General features: G+C 62.2%; 24 protein-coding genes, 1 pseudogene and 1 riboswitch. Of the genes and pseudogenes, 12 read left to right on the top strand and 13 right to left on the bottom strand.

Translation table 11 applies throughout. The features are described from left to right. Positions 1 to 146: 146 nt before the first annotated feature. Together AC1AUD_RS06265 and AC1AUD_RS06260 are read right to left on the bottom strand one after the other, a co-directional pair. Entirely contained in the window at positions 147 to 515 is a 369-nt protein-coding gene (locus tag AC1AUD_RS06265) for a fluoride efflux transporter FluC (protein ID WP_476573140.1), read from the bottom strand. Continuing rightward, positions 512 to 1,039: a FluC/FEX family fluoride channel gene (locus tag AC1AUD_RS06260; protein WP_476573139.1), complete on the bottom strand. Its 528-nt coding sequence runs from the start codon at positions 1,037 to 1,039 to the stop codon at positions 512 to 514. Before AC1AUD_RS06260 ends, AC1AUD_RS06265 begins: the two co-directional genes overlap by 4 nt. A gap of 85 nt (positions 1,040 to 1,124) precedes the next feature. After that, a riboswitch (Fluoride riboswitch) is annotated at positions 1,125 to 1,200 on the bottom strand. A gap of 65 nt (positions 1,201 to 1,265) precedes the next feature. On the opposite strand from AC1AUD_RS06260, the gene AC1AUD_RS06255 reads away from it, so the two are divergent. Both AC1AUD_RS06255 and AC1AUD_RS06250 read left to right on the top strand, forming a co-directional pair. After that, positions 1,266 to 1,553, top strand: a complete 288-nt coding sequence (locus tag AC1AUD_RS06255; RefSeq protein ID WP_476573137.1) for a nucleotidyltransferase family protein — start codon at positions 1,266 to 1,268, stop codon at positions 1,551 to 1,553. Beyond that, the gene (locus AC1AUD_RS06250) at positions 1,540 to 1,941 is read left to right on the top strand and encodes an HI0074 family nucleotidyltransferase substrate-binding subunit (RefSeq protein WP_476573136.1); all 402 of its coding nucleotides are present in this window, start codon (positions 1,540 to 1,542) and stop codon (positions 1,939 to 1,941) included. Before AC1AUD_RS06255 ends, AC1AUD_RS06250 begins: the two co-directional genes overlap by 14 nt. 179 nt (positions 1,942 to 2,120) lie before the next feature. Here AC1AUD_RS06250 and AC1AUD_RS06245 read toward each other — a convergent pair whose 3' ends face one another. Further along, positions 2,121 to 2,525, bottom strand: a complete 405-nt coding sequence (locus AC1AUD_RS06245) for a hypothetical protein (RefSeq protein WP_476573134.1) — start codon at positions 2,523 to 2,525, stop codon at positions 2,121 to 2,123. Positions 2,526 to 2,892: 367 nt separating this feature from the next. Further along, positions 2,893 to 4,266, bottom strand: coding sequence for an MFS transporter (locus AC1AUD_RS06240; RefSeq protein WP_476573132.1), 1,374 nt, complete (start codon positions 4,264 to 4,266; stop codon positions 2,893 to 2,895). Between the two features lie 218 nt (positions 4,267 to 4,484). On the opposite strand from AC1AUD_RS06240, the gene AC1AUD_RS06235 reads away from it, so the two are divergent. Together AC1AUD_RS06235 and AC1AUD_RS06230 are read left to right on the top strand one after the other, a co-directional pair. Then, the gene (locus tag AC1AUD_RS06235; protein WP_476573130.1) at positions 4,485 to 5,384 is read left to right on the top strand and encodes a LysR family transcriptional regulator; all 900 of its coding nucleotides are present in this window, start codon (positions 4,485 to 4,487) and stop codon (positions 5,382 to 5,384) included. A 19-nt stretch (positions 5,385 to 5,403) separates the two neighbouring features. After that, positions 5,404 to 5,916 carry a GNAT family N-acetyltransferase gene (locus AC1AUD_RS06230; RefSeq protein WP_476573128.1) on the top strand — a complete coding sequence of 171 codons (513 nt, stop codon included), beginning with the start codon at positions 5,404 to 5,406 and terminating at the stop codon, positions 5,914 to 5,916. Between the two features lie 463 nt (positions 5,917 to 6,379). On the opposite strand, the gene AC1AUD_RS06225 is transcribed toward AC1AUD_RS06230, so the two are convergent. Together AC1AUD_RS06225 and AC1AUD_RS06220 are read right to left on the bottom strand one after the other, a co-directional pair. Then, positions 6,380 to 7,264 carry an aldo/keto reductase gene (locus AC1AUD_RS06225; protein ID WP_476573126.1) on the bottom strand — a complete coding sequence of 295 codons (885 nt, stop codon included), beginning with the start codon at positions 7,262 to 7,264 and terminating at the stop codon, positions 6,380 to 6,382. A gap of 41 nt (positions 7,265 to 7,305) precedes the next feature. Beyond that, positions 7,306 to 7,935: a TetR/AcrR family transcriptional regulator gene (locus AC1AUD_RS06220; protein WP_476573124.1), complete on the bottom strand. Its 630-nt coding sequence runs from the start codon at positions 7,933 to 7,935 to the stop codon at positions 7,306 to 7,308. Between the two features lie 176 nt (positions 7,936 to 8,111). Between AC1AUD_RS06220 and AC1AUD_RS06215 the strand changes: the two genes are divergently transcribed. Further along, positions 8,112 to 8,558: a GNAT family N-acetyltransferase gene (locus AC1AUD_RS06215; RefSeq protein WP_476573122.1), complete on the top strand. Its 447-nt coding sequence runs from the start codon at positions 8,112 to 8,114 to the stop codon at positions 8,556 to 8,558. A gap of 9 nt (positions 8,559 to 8,567) precedes the next feature. Then, positions 8,568 to 8,690, top strand: coding sequence for a hypothetical protein (locus AC1AUD_RS06210; protein WP_476573119.1), 123 nt, complete (start codon positions 8,568 to 8,570; stop codon positions 8,688 to 8,690). Positions 8,691 to 8,705: 15 nt separating this feature from the next. On the opposite strand, the gene AC1AUD_RS06205 is transcribed toward AC1AUD_RS06210, so the two are convergent. From AC1AUD_RS06205 to AC1AUD_RS06195, 3 genes and pseudogenes are all read right to left on the bottom strand, one after another. Continuing rightward, positions 8,706 to 9,647 carry a type II toxin-antitoxin system HipA family toxin gene (locus AC1AUD_RS06205; RefSeq protein ID WP_476573191.1) on the bottom strand — a complete coding sequence of 314 codons (942 nt, stop codon included), beginning with the start codon at positions 9,645 to 9,647 and terminating at the stop codon, positions 8,706 to 8,708. 45 nt (positions 9,648 to 9,692) lie between these two features. Next, a pseudogene (locus AC1AUD_RS06200) lies at positions 9,693 to 9,944 on the bottom strand (HipA N-terminal domain-containing protein); the annotation flags it as partial. Between the two features lie 4 nt (positions 9,945 to 9,948). After that, positions 9,949 to 10,239, bottom strand: a complete 291-nt coding sequence (locus AC1AUD_RS06195; protein WP_476573116.1) for a hypothetical protein — start codon at positions 10,237 to 10,239, stop codon at positions 9,949 to 9,951. Positions 10,240 to 10,389: 150 nt separating this feature from the next. On the opposite strand from AC1AUD_RS06195, the gene pabB reads away from it, so the two are divergent. Continuing rightward, positions 10,390 to 11,763: an aminodeoxychorismate synthase component I gene (pabB, locus tag AC1AUD_RS06190; RefSeq protein ID WP_476573189.1), complete on the top strand. Its 1,374-nt coding sequence runs from the start codon at positions 10,390 to 10,392 to the stop codon at positions 11,761 to 11,763. A gap of 1 nt (position 11,764) precedes the next feature. After that, positions 11,765 to 12,529: an aminotransferase class IV gene (locus AC1AUD_RS06185; protein ID WP_476573115.1), complete on the top strand. Its 765-nt coding sequence runs from the start codon at positions 11,765 to 11,767 to the stop codon at positions 12,527 to 12,529. Between the two features lie 12 nt (positions 12,530 to 12,541). On the opposite strand, the gene AC1AUD_RS06180 is transcribed toward AC1AUD_RS06185, so the two are convergent. After that, a complete protein-coding gene (locus AC1AUD_RS06180) occupies positions 12,542 to 13,003 on the bottom strand; it encodes a MerR family transcriptional regulator (protein ID WP_476573113.1) in 462 nt (153 codons plus the stop codon). A 158-nt stretch (positions 13,004 to 13,161) separates the two neighbouring features. Between AC1AUD_RS06180 and AC1AUD_RS06175 the strand changes: the two genes are divergently transcribed. The 3 genes from AC1AUD_RS06175 to AC1AUD_RS06165 are packed head-to-tail and all read left to right on the top strand — an operon-like array spanning position 13,162 to position 15,374. Beyond that, entirely contained in the window at positions 13,162 to 14,022 is an 861-nt protein-coding gene (locus AC1AUD_RS06175) for an aldo/keto reductase (RefSeq protein ID WP_476573111.1), read from the top strand. 30 nt (positions 14,023 to 14,052) lie between these two features. Next, positions 14,053 to 14,499 carry a flavodoxin family protein gene (locus tag AC1AUD_RS06170; protein ID WP_476573109.1) on the top strand — a complete coding sequence of 149 codons (447 nt, stop codon included), beginning with the start codon at positions 14,053 to 14,055 and terminating at the stop codon, positions 14,497 to 14,499. 50 nt (positions 14,500 to 14,549) lie between these two features. Continuing rightward, the gene (locus AC1AUD_RS06165) at positions 14,550 to 15,374 is read left to right on the top strand and encodes an alpha/beta hydrolase (RefSeq protein ID WP_476573107.1); all 825 of its coding nucleotides are present in this window, start codon (positions 14,550 to 14,552) and stop codon (positions 15,372 to 15,374) included. A 71-nt stretch (positions 15,375 to 15,445) separates the two neighbouring features. Here the strand turns inward: AC1AUD_RS06165 and AC1AUD_RS06160 are convergent, their stop codons facing one another. The 3 genes from AC1AUD_RS06160 to AC1AUD_RS06150 all read right to left on the bottom strand — a co-directional run bounded on the left by AC1AUD_RS06160 (position 15,446) and on the right by AC1AUD_RS06150 (position 17,121). Next, on the bottom strand, positions 15,446 to 15,688 hold the full coding sequence (locus AC1AUD_RS06160) for a ribbon-helix-helix protein, CopG family (protein ID WP_476573105.1): 243 nt from the start codon (positions 15,686 to 15,688) through the stop codon (positions 15,446 to 15,448). 10 nt (positions 15,689 to 15,698) lie between these two features. After that, complete coding sequence (locus AC1AUD_RS06155) at positions 15,699 to 15,959, bottom strand: hypothetical protein (protein ID WP_476573103.1); 261 nt, start codon at positions 15,957 to 15,959, stop codon at positions 15,699 to 15,701. Positions 15,960 to 16,077: 118 nt separating this feature from the next. Then, positions 16,078 to 17,121: a zinc-dependent alcohol dehydrogenase family protein gene (locus tag AC1AUD_RS06150; protein WP_476573101.1), complete on the bottom strand. Its 1,044-nt coding sequence runs from the start codon at positions 17,119 to 17,121 to the stop codon at positions 16,078 to 16,080. Between the two features lie 143 nt (positions 17,122 to 17,264). Here AC1AUD_RS06150 and AC1AUD_RS06145 point away from each other — a divergent pair, with 143 nt between their 5' ends. Next, positions 17,265 to 18,149, top strand: a complete 885-nt coding sequence (locus AC1AUD_RS06145; protein ID WP_476573099.1) for a LysR family transcriptional regulator — start codon at positions 17,265 to 17,267, stop codon at positions 18,147 to 18,149. Positions 18,150 to 18,338 lie beyond the last annotated feature (189 nt).

Below are 18,338 nucleotides of genomic sequence, written 5' to 3'. Positions count from 1 at the left end.
TCAATAGCTGAGCTATAGAAGGCTTACTGGGCTGTAGTCCTAGTTCCATCCATGCCGTCGCGTTCTTTGAAATGGACTGCTAATGGTTTTCTGAAGTGTTTGGATTTGCTTCCGTATGCGGTTGAGCATACGGAAGCAAATGTGCGTCAAATCAGGAGATATCCGCATGCAACGGCGGCGACCGGCGCGATGACTGCGGCCGCCAGGTAGCCGCAGGCCGTCGGCCAGCGCCGTTGCCGGGTCAAGGTCACCATTTCGTTGATTGCGGTCGAGAAGGTCGAGAAGCCGCCGAGCAGGCCGGTCGCCAGCAGAAGATGCCACGGGTCGGGAACCGTGGCGCTGGCATAGAGCGCCGCGACGGCGCCGGCTGCGAAACCGGCCGTCACGTTGATCGCGAATGTGGACAGCGGGAAGACGTGCTTCCAATGCGCCTTGATCCAGGTGTCGCAGACGTACCGCAGCGATGCGCCGAATCCGCCGCATAGGCAGACGGCGAGGGGAATCAACATGCTCATCGTGCCGCCTCCTTGCCATCGCGGGAGCTGCTTCCTTGGGTGCCGTCGTCAGTTGCGTCGTTGATGCGACATTCCCGCCACCGCGCCAGACGCAGCCCGACGATCACGCCGATCCATGCCAGCAGCAGGCCGCAGGCGAAGGTCAGCAGACAATAGACGAGCGCACCGCCGGCGGCGCCGTCTCTCACCGAGGTGAATTCCTCCAATGCCAGCGTGGACATGGTGGACAGGCCTCCGCACAGTCCCATGCCCAGGCCTCGGCTGACGTGCTCCTTGCGTTGCGCGGGCAACCATCGCGCGCCCGACAGGTAGGCGGTCAGGCCTGCGTAGGCGCATGCCGCCAGCATATTCGCAATGAAGGTGCCGATGTGAAATGCGCTGGGTTCGCCGGGCAAACCGAACGCGGGCGGCGTTGACAGGGCGTATCGCAGCGCCGTGCCAAACGCGCCGCCCACGAACACCACGCAGAGGATGTCGATGCGGATGAGATGACGCGGCCGTGCGGTCGCAGAGGATTCATTCATGATCCACGGACTCTTTCCGGGCGATGCCGGAACGGGAGGAGAAGAACGACAGTCCTGCCCGTGCCCGGGCATACTCGCCCCAAGGAATCGGGTAGGAACTATCAGCGGATGCGGTTCGGAAGGACGTCACCTTCCCGGCGGGTTCCATCGCCATGCCAACAGCATACTCATACGCGAGACGTCTGGTGACGTATCCTTGAATGAGCGCGAGGCGGAAGGAGGCGAGATGGTGCCCATCGAGGATGTGTATCGGCAGATCGGGCGGTTCGCCTCCGAATTCGGCGCGAAGCGCGTGCTGCTCTTCGGCTCGCGCGCGCGGGGCGAGAATCGCCCGACCAGCGACATCGACCTCGCCGTCGAGGGATGCCGCGATTTCGACGGACTTTATGACAAGCTGCAGAACGACCTGTGGTCGTTGCTGGACATTGATGTGATCAACCTCGACGGGCCGGTCTCCGAGGAATTGCGCGCGCAGATCGAGCGCGATGGAAAGGTGCTGTATGAAAAAGTATGAGAACTACGCCTCCGCGTTGAGGACGCTTGAACAAGCTCCGCATCAAGACCTTGATAACGAATTCGTGCAAAGCGGCATCGTGGATAAGTTCGCATTGCAGTTCGAGTTGGGGTGGAAATTGCTCAAGGCGCTGCTCGCCTACGAAGGCGACCCGGTGTCCGCGTCCGGCTCACCGCGCGACGTGCTCAAGACCGCGCACAAATACTACGATTTCATGGACGAGGAATATTGGTTGCGCATGCTGCACGACCGTAACGATTCCGCGCATGTCTATGACGGCGAGCACATGAAGCGGCTCGTTGCAACCATCATCGACGACTACATCCCCGAGTTTCGCCGGGTGCGGGATGGCTTGGTCCACCGCTACGGCGACATGCTCGGGGAGTGAGGTCGGTCGTGCGTCTACCGTCGTTCGCCTTCCCCGGGCACCGGTGTCCGAGTGCCGGCCAGAGGCGTTTCGCCGGGACGTGCGAGCGGACCGACGAGCTCATGGGCGGTGTCGATGGAATTCGCGCTGCCTTCGTCAGCAAATCGAACCCGGTGTGTGAGACTAGTTCGGTTGCCATGTCATTCCCTCGTCAGTTGCTTGCGTCTGACTTGGCGTAGATAGTCTCGTCTGAAGCCACGGGGCGAACCAAAGAAACGTCTATCGGTGGCGGTTTGCTTTCCTACGTCATATTTGCGCGCGGTCAGTTCGAGCGTGCAGATGAAATCGGCGGCCTGAGCGAGCCGATACTGCTCCGGCGACTCACTTCGATACAGCACTGCTTGGCGGGACAGAGTGTATTGCATCGCGCCACGCACCGCGCCGCTGACCAGCTCCTGCCCGCCGTCCTGCAGACTTCCCTCGTATGCGTTGAGCATTGTCCTTAATTCGCGGTTCTGGTCATGGAGAACTAAGGTGAGGCCGTAGAATTCGGATTCGGTGCCGGGCTCGCCGGATTCGTCGATGAAGATGCTCAGCTCCTCCATGGCCCCTCCCGCCGTAAAGAAAAAGCCGGGGAGCGACCCCGGCTGTGTCGTGGCTCTTCCCCTCGACTGCTGAGGATCTACCCCAGGTTGCCAGCGGTTTCCCGCCAGTTTCGGAGATCTACTTTCGCTGATCAGTGGGTTTGACTATACCACGCGGAACGGATTGCCTTCGCTGTGAGCATGGTCGAAACGAAGTTGTGAGACTGCGAGAGGCGGCCGTCACTCCATCCTCGATGAACCATGTGCCCAGTCCCAGCTTCGGGATGCGAACGCCGTTGGATAGTTCATAGGTTTCCTATGCGGTCATGACGTTCTCCTTGGTGATGTTGATGGATTGTCGGTAGTGATGGAATATCGGACAAATCAGTTATTTCGTGGCGTCGAGCCGCACGGACAGCACGATGCAGACGACCAGTAGCGCGGCGGTGGCGAGGAAGCTCGCCCGCATCGCGCCGATGAACGAGGGCATTGACACGACCAATGTGCCGAACACTGCCACGCCAAGGGTCGCTCCGACCTGACGCATCGTGTTGAACAACGCTCCCGCGATGCCGGAGCGTTCGGCGGGCACACAGCGCAGCACCAGCGCGGAGACGGGCGGCGTGACGAAGGAGCATCCCAGACCGACGAGAGCGACCAGCACGGTGATGGCCCACACATCGAGCGTGCCGCCGAGCAAGGCCAACGCGGCCAATCCCACGGTCATGCCGGCCAATCCGCCGAGCACCGGCACGCGGGTGCCGAATTTCGCCGCTACGCCGGGCGAGCCGAGGTTGCCCACCATGCCGGCGAAGGCGGAGGGGATGAATGCCAGTCCGGCGATGATCGGGGAGGCGCCGAGTTCGTTCTGCAGCAGGCTGGTGATGAGAAACACCATGCCGTACCAGGCGATCATGAACACCAATCCGATGAACAGCGACACCTTCATATCGCGCGGCGCCAGGGTGTCCAACGGCATCATCGGATGCTCGCCACGGCGCTGGACCATGACGAACGCCGCGAGGAACACGATGCCAAGCGCCAGCATCGCAATGACCAGCGGCGAAGAGAAGCCCAGTTCGCCGCCTTCGATCAGTCCCGCGACCAGTCCGGCCAGACCGAGCGCCGCGCAGATCTGGCCGGCCCAATCGAAGGGCGCGGGGCGTCGCGGCGAGGTTCGCAAGCGTGGCAGCAGCGCCAGGATGAGCACGCACGCGGGGATATTGATCGCGAAGACCAGGCTCCAGTGGATCGGCGTGAGGAAGCCGCCCAGAATCGGCCCCATCACGGCGGCGATCGTGCCGCCGAAGCCCCACCAGCCGAGCGCCTGTCCCTGCTCAACCGGGTCGGGGTAGTTCTCGCGGATCACGCTCATCGAGGCAGGCAGCAGCGCCGCCGCGCCCACGCCCATGAGGGCCCGGCCCGCCACCAGCATCGGCATGGAGACGGCGAAGGTGCAGATAATCGAACTGATGAGGAACAGTGCCGCGCCCGCGGCGAACACGCGTTTGGCACCGAACCGGTCCGCCAGATTGCCCGCGCCCAACAACAGCGCGGCGAACGGCAACGTATACCCATCGACCACCCATTGCAGATCCGATATGCCGCCGCCGAGCTGCTCTCCGATGGTCGGCAGCGCGAGGTTCACGATCAGCACGTCGAGACAGCTTAAAAAGAACGCGGTCGACGCCGCGACCACGGGGATGCGCGAGGTGCGCTCTGTGGGACGGGACGCTGGCGAAGTGTCTGATATCGGCGGCATGCGGAACCTTTCGGATGCGTTGTGTTTGCGATGGCGGCTGCCATCATATGAAGGCGAATCGTCGCCCGCCAATGTTCGCCGGGGAATGCTTGCCATGCCCCAAAGGCATGATATTGCGTGAAACTGCCATATGATGGATGGAGTTTCAGAAGACATCGCGCCATATGTGAAAGCAATCCATGGTTCCGCAAAACCGGTGCGAAAGAGAGGAGGGAACGATGCCGGGCAAAACCAACGGGGGAGTGCTGGACCTGCGCGTGCTGCGGTATTTCATCGCCGTGGCGGAGGAGGGCAACATCACCTGGGCCGCGGAATTGCTGCGAATCTCGCAGCCGACGTTGTCGCGTCAGATGCGTGCCATGGAACAGGCGCTCGGCGTGACGCTGTTCCGTCGCGGCTCCCACGAGATCACGCTGACGGATGAAGGCCGGATGCTGCTTGAGCGCGCCCGCACCATGGTCGCCTTGGCGGACAAAACCGAACGCGACCTGCATGAGTCGAACGGCGCGTTGTCGGGCACCATCACCTTGGGATGCGGCGAAAGCAGAAGCCTGCCTCGTCTGTTCGAGCGCATGCGGGACTTCCGCGCCGCGCACCCACAGGTGGTCTTCGACGTGTTCACCCTGACCGCCGACGTATCCAAGGAGCGGCTCGACCAGGGGTTGCTCGACCTCGCGGTGCTCGTCGAGCCCGTGGCCGTGGAACGATACGACTATCTGCGTCTGCCCGAGCGCGACGTATGGGGAGTGACGGTCCGCGCCGACGATCCCCTTGCGCAAGGCGACAGGACGGCCGTCACGCCCGCCGATCTGGCAGGAAGGGATCTCATCGTGCCGGCCCGCCCCGAGGTGCGGCGCGAGGTGATGACTTGGCTGGGGCGCGCTGCCCGCCAAGCGCGCGTCGCCGGCACCTGTAACCTGACGCTCAACGGCACCAAGATGGTGCGCGCCGGCTTGGGCGTGCGCATCGGCTTCAACGTGGGCGAAGGCGCTCCCGACGTGCGGTTCCTGCCCCTCGATCCTCCCATCGAAACCCAGACCCTGCTCGCTTGGCGCAAGGGCCGCTCGCTCGCTCCCGCCGCCCAGTCCTTCGTCGATTTCCTGCGCTCGGGCGAATGATATGACGAGGGGAACTGGCATGCGGATACGGGAGTATCGTTCGGACGATTGTGCGGCGATGGAACGGCTGTTCAGGGACACGGTGCGCACAGTGAATGCGGCGGACTATCGGGCCGAACAGCTCGAGGCGTGGGCCGGCGGGCCGATTGACCGGGAAGCGTGGAACATCAGGTTTCTGCGCACGCACACCCTCGTGGCCATGGGATCTGATGAGACCGTGGAGCCGGATGGGGCTTTGAGACCGGACCGTGCCGTCATCGGCTTTGGCAACATCGATGACTCCGGATACCTCGACATGCTCTACGTGCACCGTGGCCACCAGCGCGAGGGCGTGGGCTCGGCTCTATGCGACGCCTTGGAAGCGTTCGCTTTCTCCCAAGGCGCACCGTGCGTCGAGACGCATGCCTCGCTCACCGCGCGTCCGTTCTTCGAACAGCGTGGCTACGTCGCCGTGCGCGAACAACAGGTGATTCGGCATGGCGTGGCGTTGCCGAATGTCGTTATGCGCCGGGCGTTCGCATCGAGACTGTGAATGGGTGAGAATCGTCGGTTTCCTTGGTTTTCAGGTGTGTATCGTGTCTTGCGTTGTCTGTCGGTGGCGTCGAAATCAAACGCAACGGCTGACCCGCGCCATATAGCCGATGCTCCTACGTCGAGCGATGGCAGCCCAAGGACTTCCTTGTCGCGTTCCGCATGTGGCAGCGTAATCTCGCCCGAATACCACGCCTATTGGGACGCCGCTGGAACGTGTTTCAGGGGGATGGGCTATGTTGACTGCGCACGGAACGATTCTCAATAAGGATGTGTGAGTGCCGTCATGAGCGAATCGAACATTTTAAATATCAAAAGGCTGGCGTTATGCCATTTCTTGATATGTGCGTTTGTTCATTTTCTTGCGTATGGTGCGCACGCTGATAGCGGACGATAATTCTGTGCGCACTCCAGGCAGTCCGAGGGCTCTCGGCGCAATCGCACCGGGAGCCCCATAGTGTCGACTAGTTGGCCGCCTCGTCGCGCTCGTCGGCGTGCACGTCGAAGTTGGCGATGAGGAAGTCGGCCACGCCCGGCGCGTCCGGGTCGTGCGCGCCCCTGCCGGTGTCGAGCCCGCGCATGCGATTCATCTCCTCATCCGTCAGCTCGAAGTCGAAGACCTCCATATTGCTCTTGATGCGCGCCGGATTCGAGGACTTGGGGAAGACGATCGCGCCCTCCTGCAGCTCGAAGCGCAGGATGGTCTGGCCCGCGTCCTTGCCGTGGGCGGCGGCGATGTCCGCGACCACCGGATCGGCGAGCAGATCGACGTTGCCCTGGCCCAGCGGCCCCCAGGCCTCCAGCGTGACGTTCGCGGCGGCCATGATCTCGCGGATCGGATGCTGCTGGAAATACGGGTTGAACTCGACCTGGTTGACCGAAGGCATCGTGTCGAACCGCGGCACGAAGCTGTTCCATATGGCCGGGGTCATGTTGCTCACACCGATGGAGCGGATGCGGCCGGCTTCCTTCGCCTCCTCCATCGCCCGCCATGCGCCGGGCACGTCGCCGTAGGGCTGATGGATCAGATAGAGGTCGATGTAGTCGAGGCCGAGTTTCCTGAGGCTCGTCTCGATGCTCTTGACGGCCGGGTCGTGCCCGTAATCCTGCAGCCACAGCTTGCTGGTCACGAAGACCTCAGAGCGGTCGAGGCCTGAGTCGCGGATGGCCTGGCCGACCTCCTGCTCGTTGAAATAGGCGACCGCGGTGTCGATATGGCGGATGCCGAGGTCCAGCGCCTCGCGCACCGCGCGGTAGGTCGTGCCGTCGGGCGGCAGTTGGAAGGTGCCGAAGCCGAAGGTGGGGATGGAAACGCCGTCGTTGAGCGTGACGGAGGGAATGGCGGTCATGATGTTCCTTTCGTGGGGTGTTTGGAATGGTTGGATTGGGATTATTTGACCAGATAAGGTTCCAGCAGCGAAGGCAGGAATCGCTGGCAGAAGTCGCGGGTGCGTTCGGTGAAGCCGTGCTCGCCGCCGGACATATCCCAGCACAGCATCTGTCCGTACAGCACCTGCGTCAGCGTGAGGGCCAGTTCGTCGATGGGGGAGTCGTCCGCGAGCTCGTCTCGCGCCTTGCCGTCCTCGAGGATCCGCGTGGCGGAGGCGAGGTCGGTGGCGAGTTTGTTCCGGTCGTCCTCATCCTCGACCAGATCGGGATCGACGGTGTTGCGCACCCATTCCTGGCAGAGCTTGATGCCGTCGTTCTCGATGTGGGCGGCGAAATCTGTCATGAACATCGTCAATCTTTCGGACAGCGGTCCGTCGTGGGCGAGCGCCCGCTCGGTGATGTCGCGGAACGCGCCGCGGCTCAAGGCCAGGGCCACGTCCTCCTTGCGCTTGAAATAGGTGTAGAAGGTGCCGGTCGACACTCCGCATGCCTGGGTGATTTCGCTGATCGACGTGCCGGTCAGACCTTTGCGTGCGATGATGCCGCGGGCGGCGTCCAGCAGTTTCTCCCGCGTCCGCATCGCCGCGCGCTGTCGGTTCGTCAGATGGGGCTCCGCCATTGTGTCTCCCATGTTGCTCTGTCTGGATGAGATCACTATATCATATTCATTGAATATCATTCACTGAATATGGTTCACTTCTTCTGAACGAGTGGCCGCTCCATATTGCGGGTCCAATCCCAATCGCCCGATAGCATGGCCTATGCCGGAGCCGATGGGTATGCGCCCTAACGTCATGAGGAGTCGTCGTGGATATCATCGAGGTCGAGGAACGCACGCCGGAATTGGTGCATAGGTTGGTGGAGGTGTGGGAGGCGTCCGTCAGGGCCACGCATCTGTTCCTGACGGAATCCGAGATCGTGCGCATCAAAAAGTATGTGCCGGAGGCGTTGTGTGGCGTCGCGCATCTGGTGGTCGCCAATCGGGAGGACGGAACGCCTCCCGCATTCATGGGCGTGCAGGACGGCTCGCTGGAGATGCTGTTCGTCGCCCCCGATGAACGAGGGCATGGCGTGGGCAAGGCGCTGATCCGCCATGGCATCGAGGCCTATGATGTGCACACGTTGGCGGTGAACGAGCAGAATCCGCAGGCGCGAGGTTTTTACGAGCATATGGGGTTCCGTGTGGTTCGATGCACCGAACGTGACGAACAAGGCGGGCCTTACCCTCTGCTCTATATGGAGCTTGCGGACTAGGAATCGCGGGTGGGCGACATGGATGATTTCGCCGAACTTGAGACCTCCCTCGACGCCTGCGAGGTCCACGGGCATCGCGGCGCCCCCGAATCCGAGCGGCGCACTTTTCCCACCAACTGGATCAAGCGCTGAGGGGCGTGGCGAGTCTCATGCTTGGCCCGCGACCCTCAACTTAGCGATGCCGGCTTCGAAACATGTCGCCATCGAATCAATGGACGAGGCGGATATGCCGTTGACCGAGGCCACGCGTCGCCAGCCGGTTAATACTTGAGCCATGTCACGTGCCGTGTTCTTGGCCTCGTCGTGTGAAACACGGAATAAGTCGCTGACTGCAATGGCCACTTCTGGCTCGGCGGAATCATCGTCATAATCAATCGACGTGTTGAGCGTCTTGGGATTGTCGCCTGCGGTGGGGTTGATATCGAAGGCGGGGGCGAGCGTCCAGCCCTGGCGCGTGTGCAGGAAACCATGATTCCGCATATGGTTATCCGTGTTGCCGATGGCACAATCGAACAACGCCCGTTTCCAAAGCCGCGGGATGTCGGTTTGTGGGGAGCCGCCTTCTGTTTCAAGGAACTCCGCCAATTCCAGGTAGGAATAGTGGCCGCCATCCCGGCCTTGCACCGCGGTCATGCCGCTGAGGTATGGGATTCTATTCCCTCTAGGCGTGCGGTCGAAACGTTCCGTCAGCAATACCGCGCGTCCGCGCACGCGCAGCAGACGGGTCCGGGGCACGCTGATGCCACATGCCGAGGCAAGTTGCAGTGCGGTGCGTTCCCAAGCACAGACCTCGCGGCCTTCGTCCTCGACAGAGCGAGGGAATTTCGCGATGAGCAGCCTTCCCCGTTCATCTCTCACCGAGGCCTTGGGGCGTGCTCCGCCCAGACTCGATCCCGCGGCCAGCAGATCACGCACATCTGCATTCATATCCGCCGCTGCTCGGTCGGCGCTTCCCAATAGATCGGGGATGCTCACTTCCCGGGGGACTCCGTTCTCGCTTGGGGACAATGCGACGCCATCCGACCAGATGCGCAGCGCTCCCTGTCTTGTCTCATCGTTGACTCCGGCCAACATGTCGCCTTCGGACAACGTTCTCGCTGTGCGATGCTCTTGCCTAGCCGCGTTTCGCTCCGCTCGTTTCATGAGCGTGCGTCCCCAGCGGTCGGGCATGCAATCCTGGAACACGCGGAACATCGAAGCATCCGACGAGTGAATCGTCCCTTCGGTCAAGGGCATGTCCGGCGCCAGTGCGAAGGCGCTCGGCGTGTGCAAGTATTCGTCGTCATAGCTGAAGCTCGAGGCTTCCACGCCCCTGCGCGCTTGACAGAACAACCGTCCGACGTTCACATCGTGTCCGTCGATTTCAACGGTGACTTCGTATTCCATGCGTCTACCTCACCCTGCTTGGCGTGTCCTCGTTGGCGCGCAGTCGTCCGACGGGCGTGTTCAGTGGATCGGTCGCGGCGGCAACGCCATCCATCAGGCCAAGGATCCGCGTCACACGCAGAAACGTATCAAGGCTTCCTTTGCCTTCGTTGAGGAGTTTGCGCAGCGTGGGCACCGATATGTCGGCGCGTTGGGACAACAGGTCCATCGTGACGCGCTGCTGTCGCCTGGCGAGGTCGAGATTGCGGGCGATGACTCGCATCGCGCGTTCGACAGGTATCGGTGATCTACTCATGACGACCTCATAAAGAAAAATAATATTATGTTATCGATGATAACAGAAAAAAATATTTCTGTGAGTGATGTTTGCGCCGCATACCGCCGATGAGGGGTAGGCTGGGGCATCGTGGATGCATTGGTGGGGCAGGCGGATTTGGATTTGTATATGCCGTTGGCGCGGGTATGGGAAGCGTGCGAGCGCAGCTCCGCGGTGAAGGGCTGGCATGGGGCGGGTGTCACCCCGGGTTTCGCTTTCTTGGATTCCTCGTTGCAAGGTCGGTATGGCCGGTGGTCGATTCTGGGCATCGGGCCGGCGATTGAATGGACGCAGCGTGGGGATGTGTGCCGACGCAACGGCAAGAAGTTGCCACATTCGCTTGAAACGGAACTGTCCGCATGGTTGGCATGTGAGCGTGTGGACAATGATACGGAGCTGCCGCTGACGACGGGCGTCATCGGCTATTGCTCATACGATTTCGGTCGCGGATTCGTGTCGGTTGGCACACGGCATCCATGTCGGAGCGATCTGCCCGACGCGCGCTTCGCCTGTTACGATGTGCTGCTGATCGAGGATCACCGGAGCCATACGATTTCGGTTGTGGCCCATGGCATGCTTGCGCCGGCGCGAAGGGAATTGGAACAGACGATGGCTTGGTTGCGCGGCATCGCGGAGCGGCCATCGCAGGCGTCTCCGGCCCGACTCCATATGTTGGCGAAGTATGAGGCGGATTATGATGCCGCCGGCTATCGGGCGATGGTCCGCAAGCTGATCGGTCATCTGCGCGACGGCGACGCCTATGTGGTGAATCTGAGCCAACGGATGCGCGTGCGTGGGGGAGCGTCGCCGCAGGCGATGTATCGGTATCTGCGCACCTATAATCCCGCGCCCTTCGGCGCGTATCTGGATTACGGGGACTCGACGGTTGTCTCCGCCTCGCCCGAGCGCTTTCTTCAGGTGCGGCGTGGCATGGTCGAGACCCGGCCGATCAAAGGAACGCGTCCGCGCGGCGCAACCAAGGAGCGGGATGACGCCCTGCGCCGCGAGCTGGCAGAGTCGGAGAAGGATCGGGCGGAACTGCTGATGGTCGTCGACTTGGAACGCAACGACCTGAGCCGCATCTGCGAGCCGGGCAGTGTGGAGGTCACCGGGCATTGCGCCATCGAATCATATGCGACCGTCCATCATCTTGTCTCCACCGTGCGCGGTCGCTTGTTGGCCGGCACGAGCTTCGCCGACCTGCTGCGGGCGACTTTTCCGGGCGGCTCCATCACCGGTGCGCCGAAGAAGCGCAGCATGGAACTGATCGACGAGTTGGAACGCAGCCGCAGGGGATTGTATGCCGGCATCATCGGATGGCTGTCGTTGGACGGGGACTGCGATTTCAATATCGCCATCCGCACGGCCGTGCATGAGCACGGCGAATGGACGCTCGGCGCCGGCGGCGGTCTCACCATTGACTCCGATCCGGCGTTCGAACACCGCGAAACGCTCCAGAAGGCGAAGGCGCTGCTGGAGGCCATCGGCAATGAGGAGGAATGAAATGGCAGGAGCTGATATGACGCGCGCCGAAGTGCTGTGGGATGACGGCATCGCCTTCGGACTTGGCCTGTTCGAAACCATCGCGGTCGAACATGGCAAGCCGGTGTTCCTCGGCGAGCATATGGCACGGCTCAAGGCAGGGGCGCGGCGCCTTGGATTGCAGGCGGGCGAACGCGTTACCGAGCACGATGTGATTTCCTGGCTGGAGCGCGAGAATATGGTGCGGGGCGCAGTGAAACTGGTGCTTACGCCGTGCAATCTGCTGATGATGCCGCGCGCGAACCCCTATGATGACGCCGCCCGGGAACGGGGCTTCAGGCTGCGGTTCAGCGAAGTGCGGCGGAACGAAACCTCGCCGTTGACCTATCTCAAATCCATGAACTATGGCGACAATCTCATGGAGAAGCGCGCCGCGCGCCGGGATGGTTTCGATGAACCGCTGTTCGTCAATATGCAGGGATTCGTCGCCGAGGGCGCGACCACGAATGTGTTCTGGGCCAAGGGCGGACGATTGTTCACTCCGCCGGTGAGAGATGGACTGCTGCCGGGCGTCATGCGCGCCTACGTCATGGCGCATTGCGCGGCGGCTGAGCGTCGGACGTCTCGTGAGGATCTGCTTGCCGCGGACGAGGTGTTCGTCACGAACTCGTTGCTCGGCGTCATGCCCGCAAGCGCTTTGTCGGACCGCGTCTATGATCCTGCGGGGCGTCGTTTCGCCCGTGAGGCATGGCGGGCATACGCTGCCTACCTCGTCGATTTGGCGTGAACGAACAACTTTCTATGCGTTGGCTGATGCCCCGATCGAGCTGCCGGGATCGATGATGTTGCTGCGATAGGGGATCGCGCCGGAAATGACGTCGTCGTAGAACGCCTGCTTGCCGTCGATATAGTCTATGGCATCCTGGATCTCCGCCAGTTTCGCCTCGAGGTCCCTGCGCTTGGCGGCGAGGATGTCCTTGCGTTCGGGGATGGTGCCTTCTCCCTCGATACACAGCCGGGTATATCGCTGCATCTCCTTGATGCTCAGGCCGCAGCGCCTCAGACAATCCAGTCCCTTGAGCCAAGCGATGGCGCGGTCGTCGAACACCCTGCGGTTGTTGCCGTCTCGTCTGACTCCCGGCACCAGTCCTTGGTTGCAGTAGAACTTCAGGGCCTCGTAGTTCATGCCGGTGATTTCGCAGGCCTGCTTCATGGAATGGAGTTTGCCTGCGATCTGGGTTTGTTCCGCTGCCTTTGTCATGCGATCCATCATGGCATATCTACCGGTTCAATCAACCGGTAGAATCTACCGGCGTGTCGCGATTTGACCGGTAGCTACTACCGGTTCGTATGGTGGGCGTCAACGCAGGCGATGGCATCCGGCCATCGCCGCACATAAAACACACGAAAGGAAACACCATGGAGGTTGTGAAACTCGCCAACGGCGTCGAAATCCCGAAGATCGGCTACGGCGTCTTCCAGATCACCAAGGACGATGCGCCGCGCTGCGTGCGCGAGGCCATCGAGGTCGGCTACCGCCACATCGACACCGCGCAGTCCTACTATAACGAGGCCGAGGTCGGCCAGGGCATCAAGGATTCCGGCATCGACCGCAAGGATCTGTTCCTGACGACCAAGGTGTGGATCTCCAACTACGGCTACGAGAACACCTTGAAGTCCATCGACGTGTCGCTGAAGAAGCTCGGCACCGACTATCTCGACCTCGTGCTGCTGCACCAGCCCTTCTGCGACACCTACGGCGCGTGGCGTGCGCTGGAGAAGCTCTACAAGGACGGCGTGATCCGCGCGATCGGCGTCTCCAACTTCTATCCCGACCGTCTCGCGGACATGGTGGCCTTCAACGAGATCGCCCCGATGGTCAACCAGGTCGAGACCAACCCGCTCAATCAGCAGATCGAAGCCCACGAGAACATGGTCAAGCGCGGCGTGGCCCAGGAGGCGTGGGCACCGTTCGGCGAAGGCAAGTCCAACATGTTCTCCAACCCGACCCTGGCCAAGATCGGCGAAGCCCATGGCAAGTCCGTCGCCCAGGTGATCCTGCGCTGGCTCATCCAGCGCGACATCATCGCCCTTCCCAAGTCCACGCACAAGGAGCGCATGGAGCAGAACATCGACGTGTTCGACTTCACGCTCTCGGACGATGAGATGGCGACCATCGCCACCCTCGACACCAAGACCAGCCTCTTCTTCCGCCACGACACCCCCGAGGCCGTCGACCTCTTTGTCGGCTTCATCAAGGACCGCGCCGGCCGCGAGTGAACTTCCAATCCTTCAAGGAGTGAACAAATTATGACCATTCTCTTCGTCAACGGCAGCCCGAACAAGAACGGCAACACCGCGGCGCTGGCCGCCACGCTGCTCAAGGGCAAGGAATACGACACCCTCAACCTCACCGATTACCGCATCAACGCCTACGGGCAGACCCTGCCCGGCGACCAGTTCTCCGAAGTGATCGCCAGGATCAAGGCCGCCGACACCGTGGTGCTTGGCTCTCCCGTCTACTGGCACAATGTGTGCGCCTCGGTGCGCACCATCATGGAGCGCTGCTACATGAATCCCGAGGTCGACCAGTTCGGCGGGCGCATGTTCTTCGTCTACCAAGGCGCGGGCCCGGAGGACTGGATGCTCAAAGATGGTGAGTACTCCGTCGAACACTTCGGCAAGATGTACGGCATGACCTACGAGGGCATGGCGCACAACGAAGCCGAGGCCAAGGCCCTCGCCGCCAAGCTCTGAGGCAATGAGACGATGGCGGGCCATTACCCCAACAATCGAAAGGAACATCCATGCGCATCCCGGCGCACGCCATATGGCGGAGGGTCTGCGCCGTCCTCGCCGTAGGCGCGCTCGCGTCGCTGTCGGGATGCGCCTCCAATCCTGACCGTTCCACCGATTCCAATAACGATCCCAACAAAGGAAGCGTCACCGTGACGAACCAAGGATTCAGCGCCAGCGACACCGCGAAACAGGTGGAGGCCGACCCCGCGTTCCGGGGATTCGGGCGGTTGCTGTTTTCTGACTATGGCACCGGTTCGGAGCGTTTGAACGGTATCCAATCCTTGCTGCCCTACCACAGCCACATCGACACCGACACCACGCTGGACGTGCTGAACGCGCTCAAGGAACGTGCGCAGGACGGCGAACAGGTAGCCAGCGAAGACCTGGCCCGCGCCATCTCGTTCATCTTCGAGCATGCCGACGAACTCGGCATCTCCACGCGCGATTATTCGGTGTGGGGCGGTTCGGCCGGCGCGCGCATGGCCGCCGACATGGGCTCCTATGGGCCTGCCGGCTTCGGCGGGGACGATCTGCCCCGCCCGGCGGCGGTGATCATGCAATACACGTCCCGTTCCGACTACACGCGCGATGACCCGCCCACCTATGCGGTGGTGGGGGAGCAGGACGGCATCGCCCCGTGGCGCACCATGCGGCAGCGCATCGACGGCCTGTCCGCCGCCGGCATCGACACCGAATTCCACCACTACCCGAATCTCGGGCATGGGTTCGGTCTGGGCATCGGCACCAGCGCCGAAGGTTGGATCGATGACGCCACCGCCTTCTGGCAGCGCCACATCGTGGGCTGGAATCCTGCGGATAACCATGTCTCATGAAGGGAACAGCGTCATGGGTGGTAGGTAAACGAAACCCCGGCCATCCAACAAGGACAGCCGGGGTTCCATTCTCAGGCATCCACAAGGTCACGCGCTATCGCGTGGCGTATCACGTCGTCACGTCCCACGCCCAGCCTCCGGGCCTTGGCGTCAACTAACGCCAGCATGTCGGACGGCAAACCCAACGACACGGAATCGGGGTAATCGGCATCCACGGGGAAAATCGGCCCATGCATTACAGGCCCCTTGCTTCCACCGTAGTCGCCGCGCTCCGCGGCCTCGCCCCACCGCTCAAACTGTTCGTCGCTAATCACAGCACACCTCCTAATCGGTAACCTCACGCAAGAATTTCACGGTGGCCGGCATGGCATGGAAGATAACCCAATGGTCAACGTCGAACACTGCGCACATCTCCAGCAGCCTATCCGTGTCGTCATAGCCTATGGCGAGATAACGCAACGGATCAGTGCCGGGCCTGTATGACCAGTTGACACGGTTATGCCACGCGGCCAACACGTCTGCTTCAGACACCTCGGGGTGTCGTTGCATGACGCGGCCATGCACCACCGCTTTATCAAAGTCCACCAGCGACCACCACCTTTCGCTTGACGTCGATTATATAGGCCCACAATAACGTTTCGTTCCCGGCCATGATGGCAAGGCATAAGAGACGTGATCGCTTCCGCCTGTCATGCCTTAATTGTCATGCTTCGGTCACCGTGAGCATCGACTTGATGGCCGTGCGCCGGTCCATCGCCTCGTAGGCCTGCTGGATGTGGTCGAGATCGAAACTCGCGGTGAACACGCGACCGGGATTGATTTCGCCAGACAAAACGGCGGGCAACAGCGTCTCGTTGTCGTAGGTGGAGACGGATGCGGGGCCGCCCTTCAATCCCACATTGCGCCAGAACAGCGCGTTGGCATCGATGTCGTCCTTATGCGGCACGCCGACGCGGCCGACGGTGGCCCCCGGGCGGGCGACATTGAGGGCCGTTTCGATGGACTGCGCGGTGCCGACGCATTCGAGCACCGCATCCGCGCCCGCTCCGTCGGTCAGCTCCATCACGCGTGCGACGGCCTCCTCGCCGCGCTCGGCCACCACATCGGTGGCGCCGAATTCGCGGGCCAGCGTGGCGCGGTCCTCATGGCGGCTCATCGCGATGATGCGTTCGGCGCCCAGCATCCTCGCGCCGATCACGCCGCACAGGCCCACCGCACCGTCGCCGAACACCACGGCCGTGCAGCCGGGCGTGACCTCGGCCGAAACCGCCGCGTGGTATCCGGTGGCCATCACGTCGGCCAGCGTGAGCAGGGAGGCAAGCTGTGCCTCGGTGTAGTCGGCGGGCGAGCCCGGCACCTTGACCAGCGCGTGGTCGGCCTGCGTGCAACGCATGTATTCGGCCTGATATCCGGCGTTGCCGCCTGGTTCGGCGTTCATGCAGTTCGCTTCGAAACCGGCGCGGCAGGCGGCGCAGCGGCCGCAGGCGTGGGTGAAGGGAACGATAACGAAATCTCCCGGCTTGAGCTCGTGCACCTCGTCGCCGACCTGCGCGACGATGCCGATCGCCTCATGGCCGGTCAACGAGCCATGCTCGCGCTTGCCAATGCCACGGAACCACCACAGGTCCGACCCGCACACACAGGCCCTGACCACGCGCACGATCGCATCCGTGGGTTTTTCGATAACCGGCATCGGCACCTCGCGCACATCCATGCGTCCGGGTTCGACGAAAATCGCCGTCTTCATAATCCTTGTCCTTTCCTATCGGCATGTCGGCGGTTGGCACCGCCATTGGCGTTGGTGAACCCAAGGCTAAATGGGGTGGGAATGGATATCAAATATCGATGGTCGATGAAACCATATGCGGGAAACGTATGGAAAGGGGCCGCATGGAACTCAAGACGCTGCGGAACTTCGTCACCGTCGTCCAAGAGGGCGGACTCACCGCGGCGGCCGAATTGATCCGAGTGAGCCAGCCGGCCCTGTCCCGGCGTATCCAGGAACTCGAGGCGGAACTCGGGGCCACGCTGTTCGTGCGGGGCAATCGCCGACATGCGCTCGAACTGACGCCCGAGGGTCGCATGCTATATCGGCGTGCGCAGGAGATCATCGAACTCGCCGACCGCGCGGCCATGGAGATCCGCTCCGGCGGCCAGATCGAAGGCGACGTGCATGTGGCGGCGGCGCAGAGCTCGGTGATGCGTATCATCGCACGGGCCGCCGTGCGCGTGCGACAGCGGCATCAGGGCGTGTTCGTGCATCTGCACGACGACTACGGGCCGAATATCGTCGAACGCCTGTCCAACGGACTGGCTGATTTCGGCGTGCTCGTGCAGCCGGTGGATATGGGCGGCTTCGAGCACCTGGCACTGCCCGGAGGCGAGCCGATGGGATTGCTGATGCGCGTCGACCATCCGCTCGCCCGGCGCTCCTACATCGTGCCGGAGGACCTCAAGGGTCTGCCATTGATCATGCCCAAGGGCGCGCTGATACGCGGCGATATGTCCGGATGGCTGGGACGGCGCGCGGGCAAGCTCAATGTGGTGGGCACGATGAACCTGTCCTATAACGCGAGCCGCTTCGTCGAGGAGGGATATGGGCTCGCCGTCACCCTCGACGGGCTGGTCGACGCCTCCGACCTGAGCGATCTGCGCTTCCGTCCCTTCGAGCCGATGGTAACGTCGAGTCTGGCGCTGGCATGGAAGAAAGGGCAGCCGCTGTCGCCGGCCGCGATGGCGCTGCTCGAAGCGGTGCGTGAGGTGCTTGCCGAATAGCCGCGGATTGCGGTGAGAACTTCCGTATCATGTGGCGGTCCGTGATATCGGCGTATGCATCGAGACGGCATTTCCATAACGAAACGGCATGGAAAGACATGCCGCGTCGATATTGGAAGGCCACGCTTCATCGTGCCTAGAGTGGGGTCGATCGTCGGCGCGGGACCGTGGCTTCCGTTGCCGGCATGA

It is taken from the genome of Bifidobacterium sp. LH_730, from assembly GCF_056355835.1.
This window is presented reverse-complemented; position numbering and strand designations above follow the sequence as displayed.

Coding starts and splice junctions, on each gene's coding strand:
- AC1AUD_RS06265 (WP_476573140.1), bottom strand. CDS start 515: ATGAGCATGTTGATTCCCCTCGCCGTCTGCCTATGCGGCGGATTCGGC.
- AC1AUD_RS06260 (WP_476573139.1), bottom strand. CDS start 1,039: ATGAATGAATCCTCTGCGACCGCACGGCCGCGTCATCTCATCCGCATC.
- AC1AUD_RS06255 (WP_476573137.1), top strand. CDS start 1,266: ATGGTGCCCATCGAGGATGTGTATCGGCAGATCGGGCGGTTCGCCTCC.
- AC1AUD_RS06250 (WP_476573136.1), top strand. CDS start 1,540: ATGAAAAAGTATGAGAACTACGCCTCCGCGTTGAGGACGCTTGAACAA.
- AC1AUD_RS06245 (WP_476573134.1), bottom strand. CDS start 2,525: ATGGAGGAGCTGAGCATCTTCATCGACGAATCCGGCGAGCCCGGCACC.
- AC1AUD_RS06240 (WP_476573132.1), bottom strand. CDS start 4,266: ATGCCGCCGATATCAGACACTTCGCCAGCGTCCCGTCCCACAGAGCGC.
- AC1AUD_RS06235 (WP_476573130.1), top strand. CDS start 4,485: ATGCCGGGCAAAACCAACGGGGGAGTGCTGGACCTGCGCGTGCTGCGG.
- AC1AUD_RS06230 (WP_476573128.1), top strand. CDS start 5,404: ATGCGGATACGGGAGTATCGTTCGGACGATTGTGCGGCGATGGAACGG.
- AC1AUD_RS06225 (WP_476573126.1), bottom strand. CDS start 7,264: ATGACCGCCATTCCCTCCGTCACGCTCAACGACGGCGTTTCCATCCCC.
- AC1AUD_RS06220 (WP_476573124.1), bottom strand. CDS start 7,935: ATGGGAGACACAATGGCGGAGCCCCATCTGACGAACCGACAGCGCGCG.
- AC1AUD_RS06195 (WP_476573116.1), bottom strand. CDS start 10,239: ATGAGTAGATCACCGATACCTGTCGAACGCGCGATGCGAGTCATCGCC.
- pabB (WP_476573189.1), top strand. CDS start 10,390: ATGCCGTTGGCGCGGGTATGGGAAGCGTGCGAGCGCAGCTCCGCGGTG.
- AC1AUD_RS06185 (WP_476573115.1), top strand. CDS start 11,765: ATGGCAGGAGCTGATATGACGCGCGCCGAAGTGCTGTGGGATGACGGC.
- AC1AUD_RS06180 (WP_476573113.1), bottom strand. CDS start 13,003: ATGACAAAGGCAGCGGAACAAACCCAGATCGCAGGCAAACTCCATTCC.
- AC1AUD_RS06175 (WP_476573111.1), top strand. CDS start 13,162: ATGGAGGTTGTGAAACTCGCCAACGGCGTCGAAATCCCGAAGATCGGC.
- AC1AUD_RS06170 (WP_476573109.1), top strand. CDS start 14,053: ATGACCATTCTCTTCGTCAACGGCAGCCCGAACAAGAACGGCAACACC.
- AC1AUD_RS06165 (WP_476573107.1), top strand. CDS start 14,550: ATGCGCATCCCGGCGCACGCCATATGGCGGAGGGTCTGCGCCGTCCTC.
- AC1AUD_RS06150 (WP_476573101.1), bottom strand. CDS start 17,121: ATGAAGACGGCGATTTTCGTCGAACCCGGACGCATGGATGTGCGCGAG.
- AC1AUD_RS06145 (WP_476573099.1), top strand. CDS start 17,265: ATGGAACTCAAGACGCTGCGGAACTTCGTCACCGTCGTCCAAGAGGGC.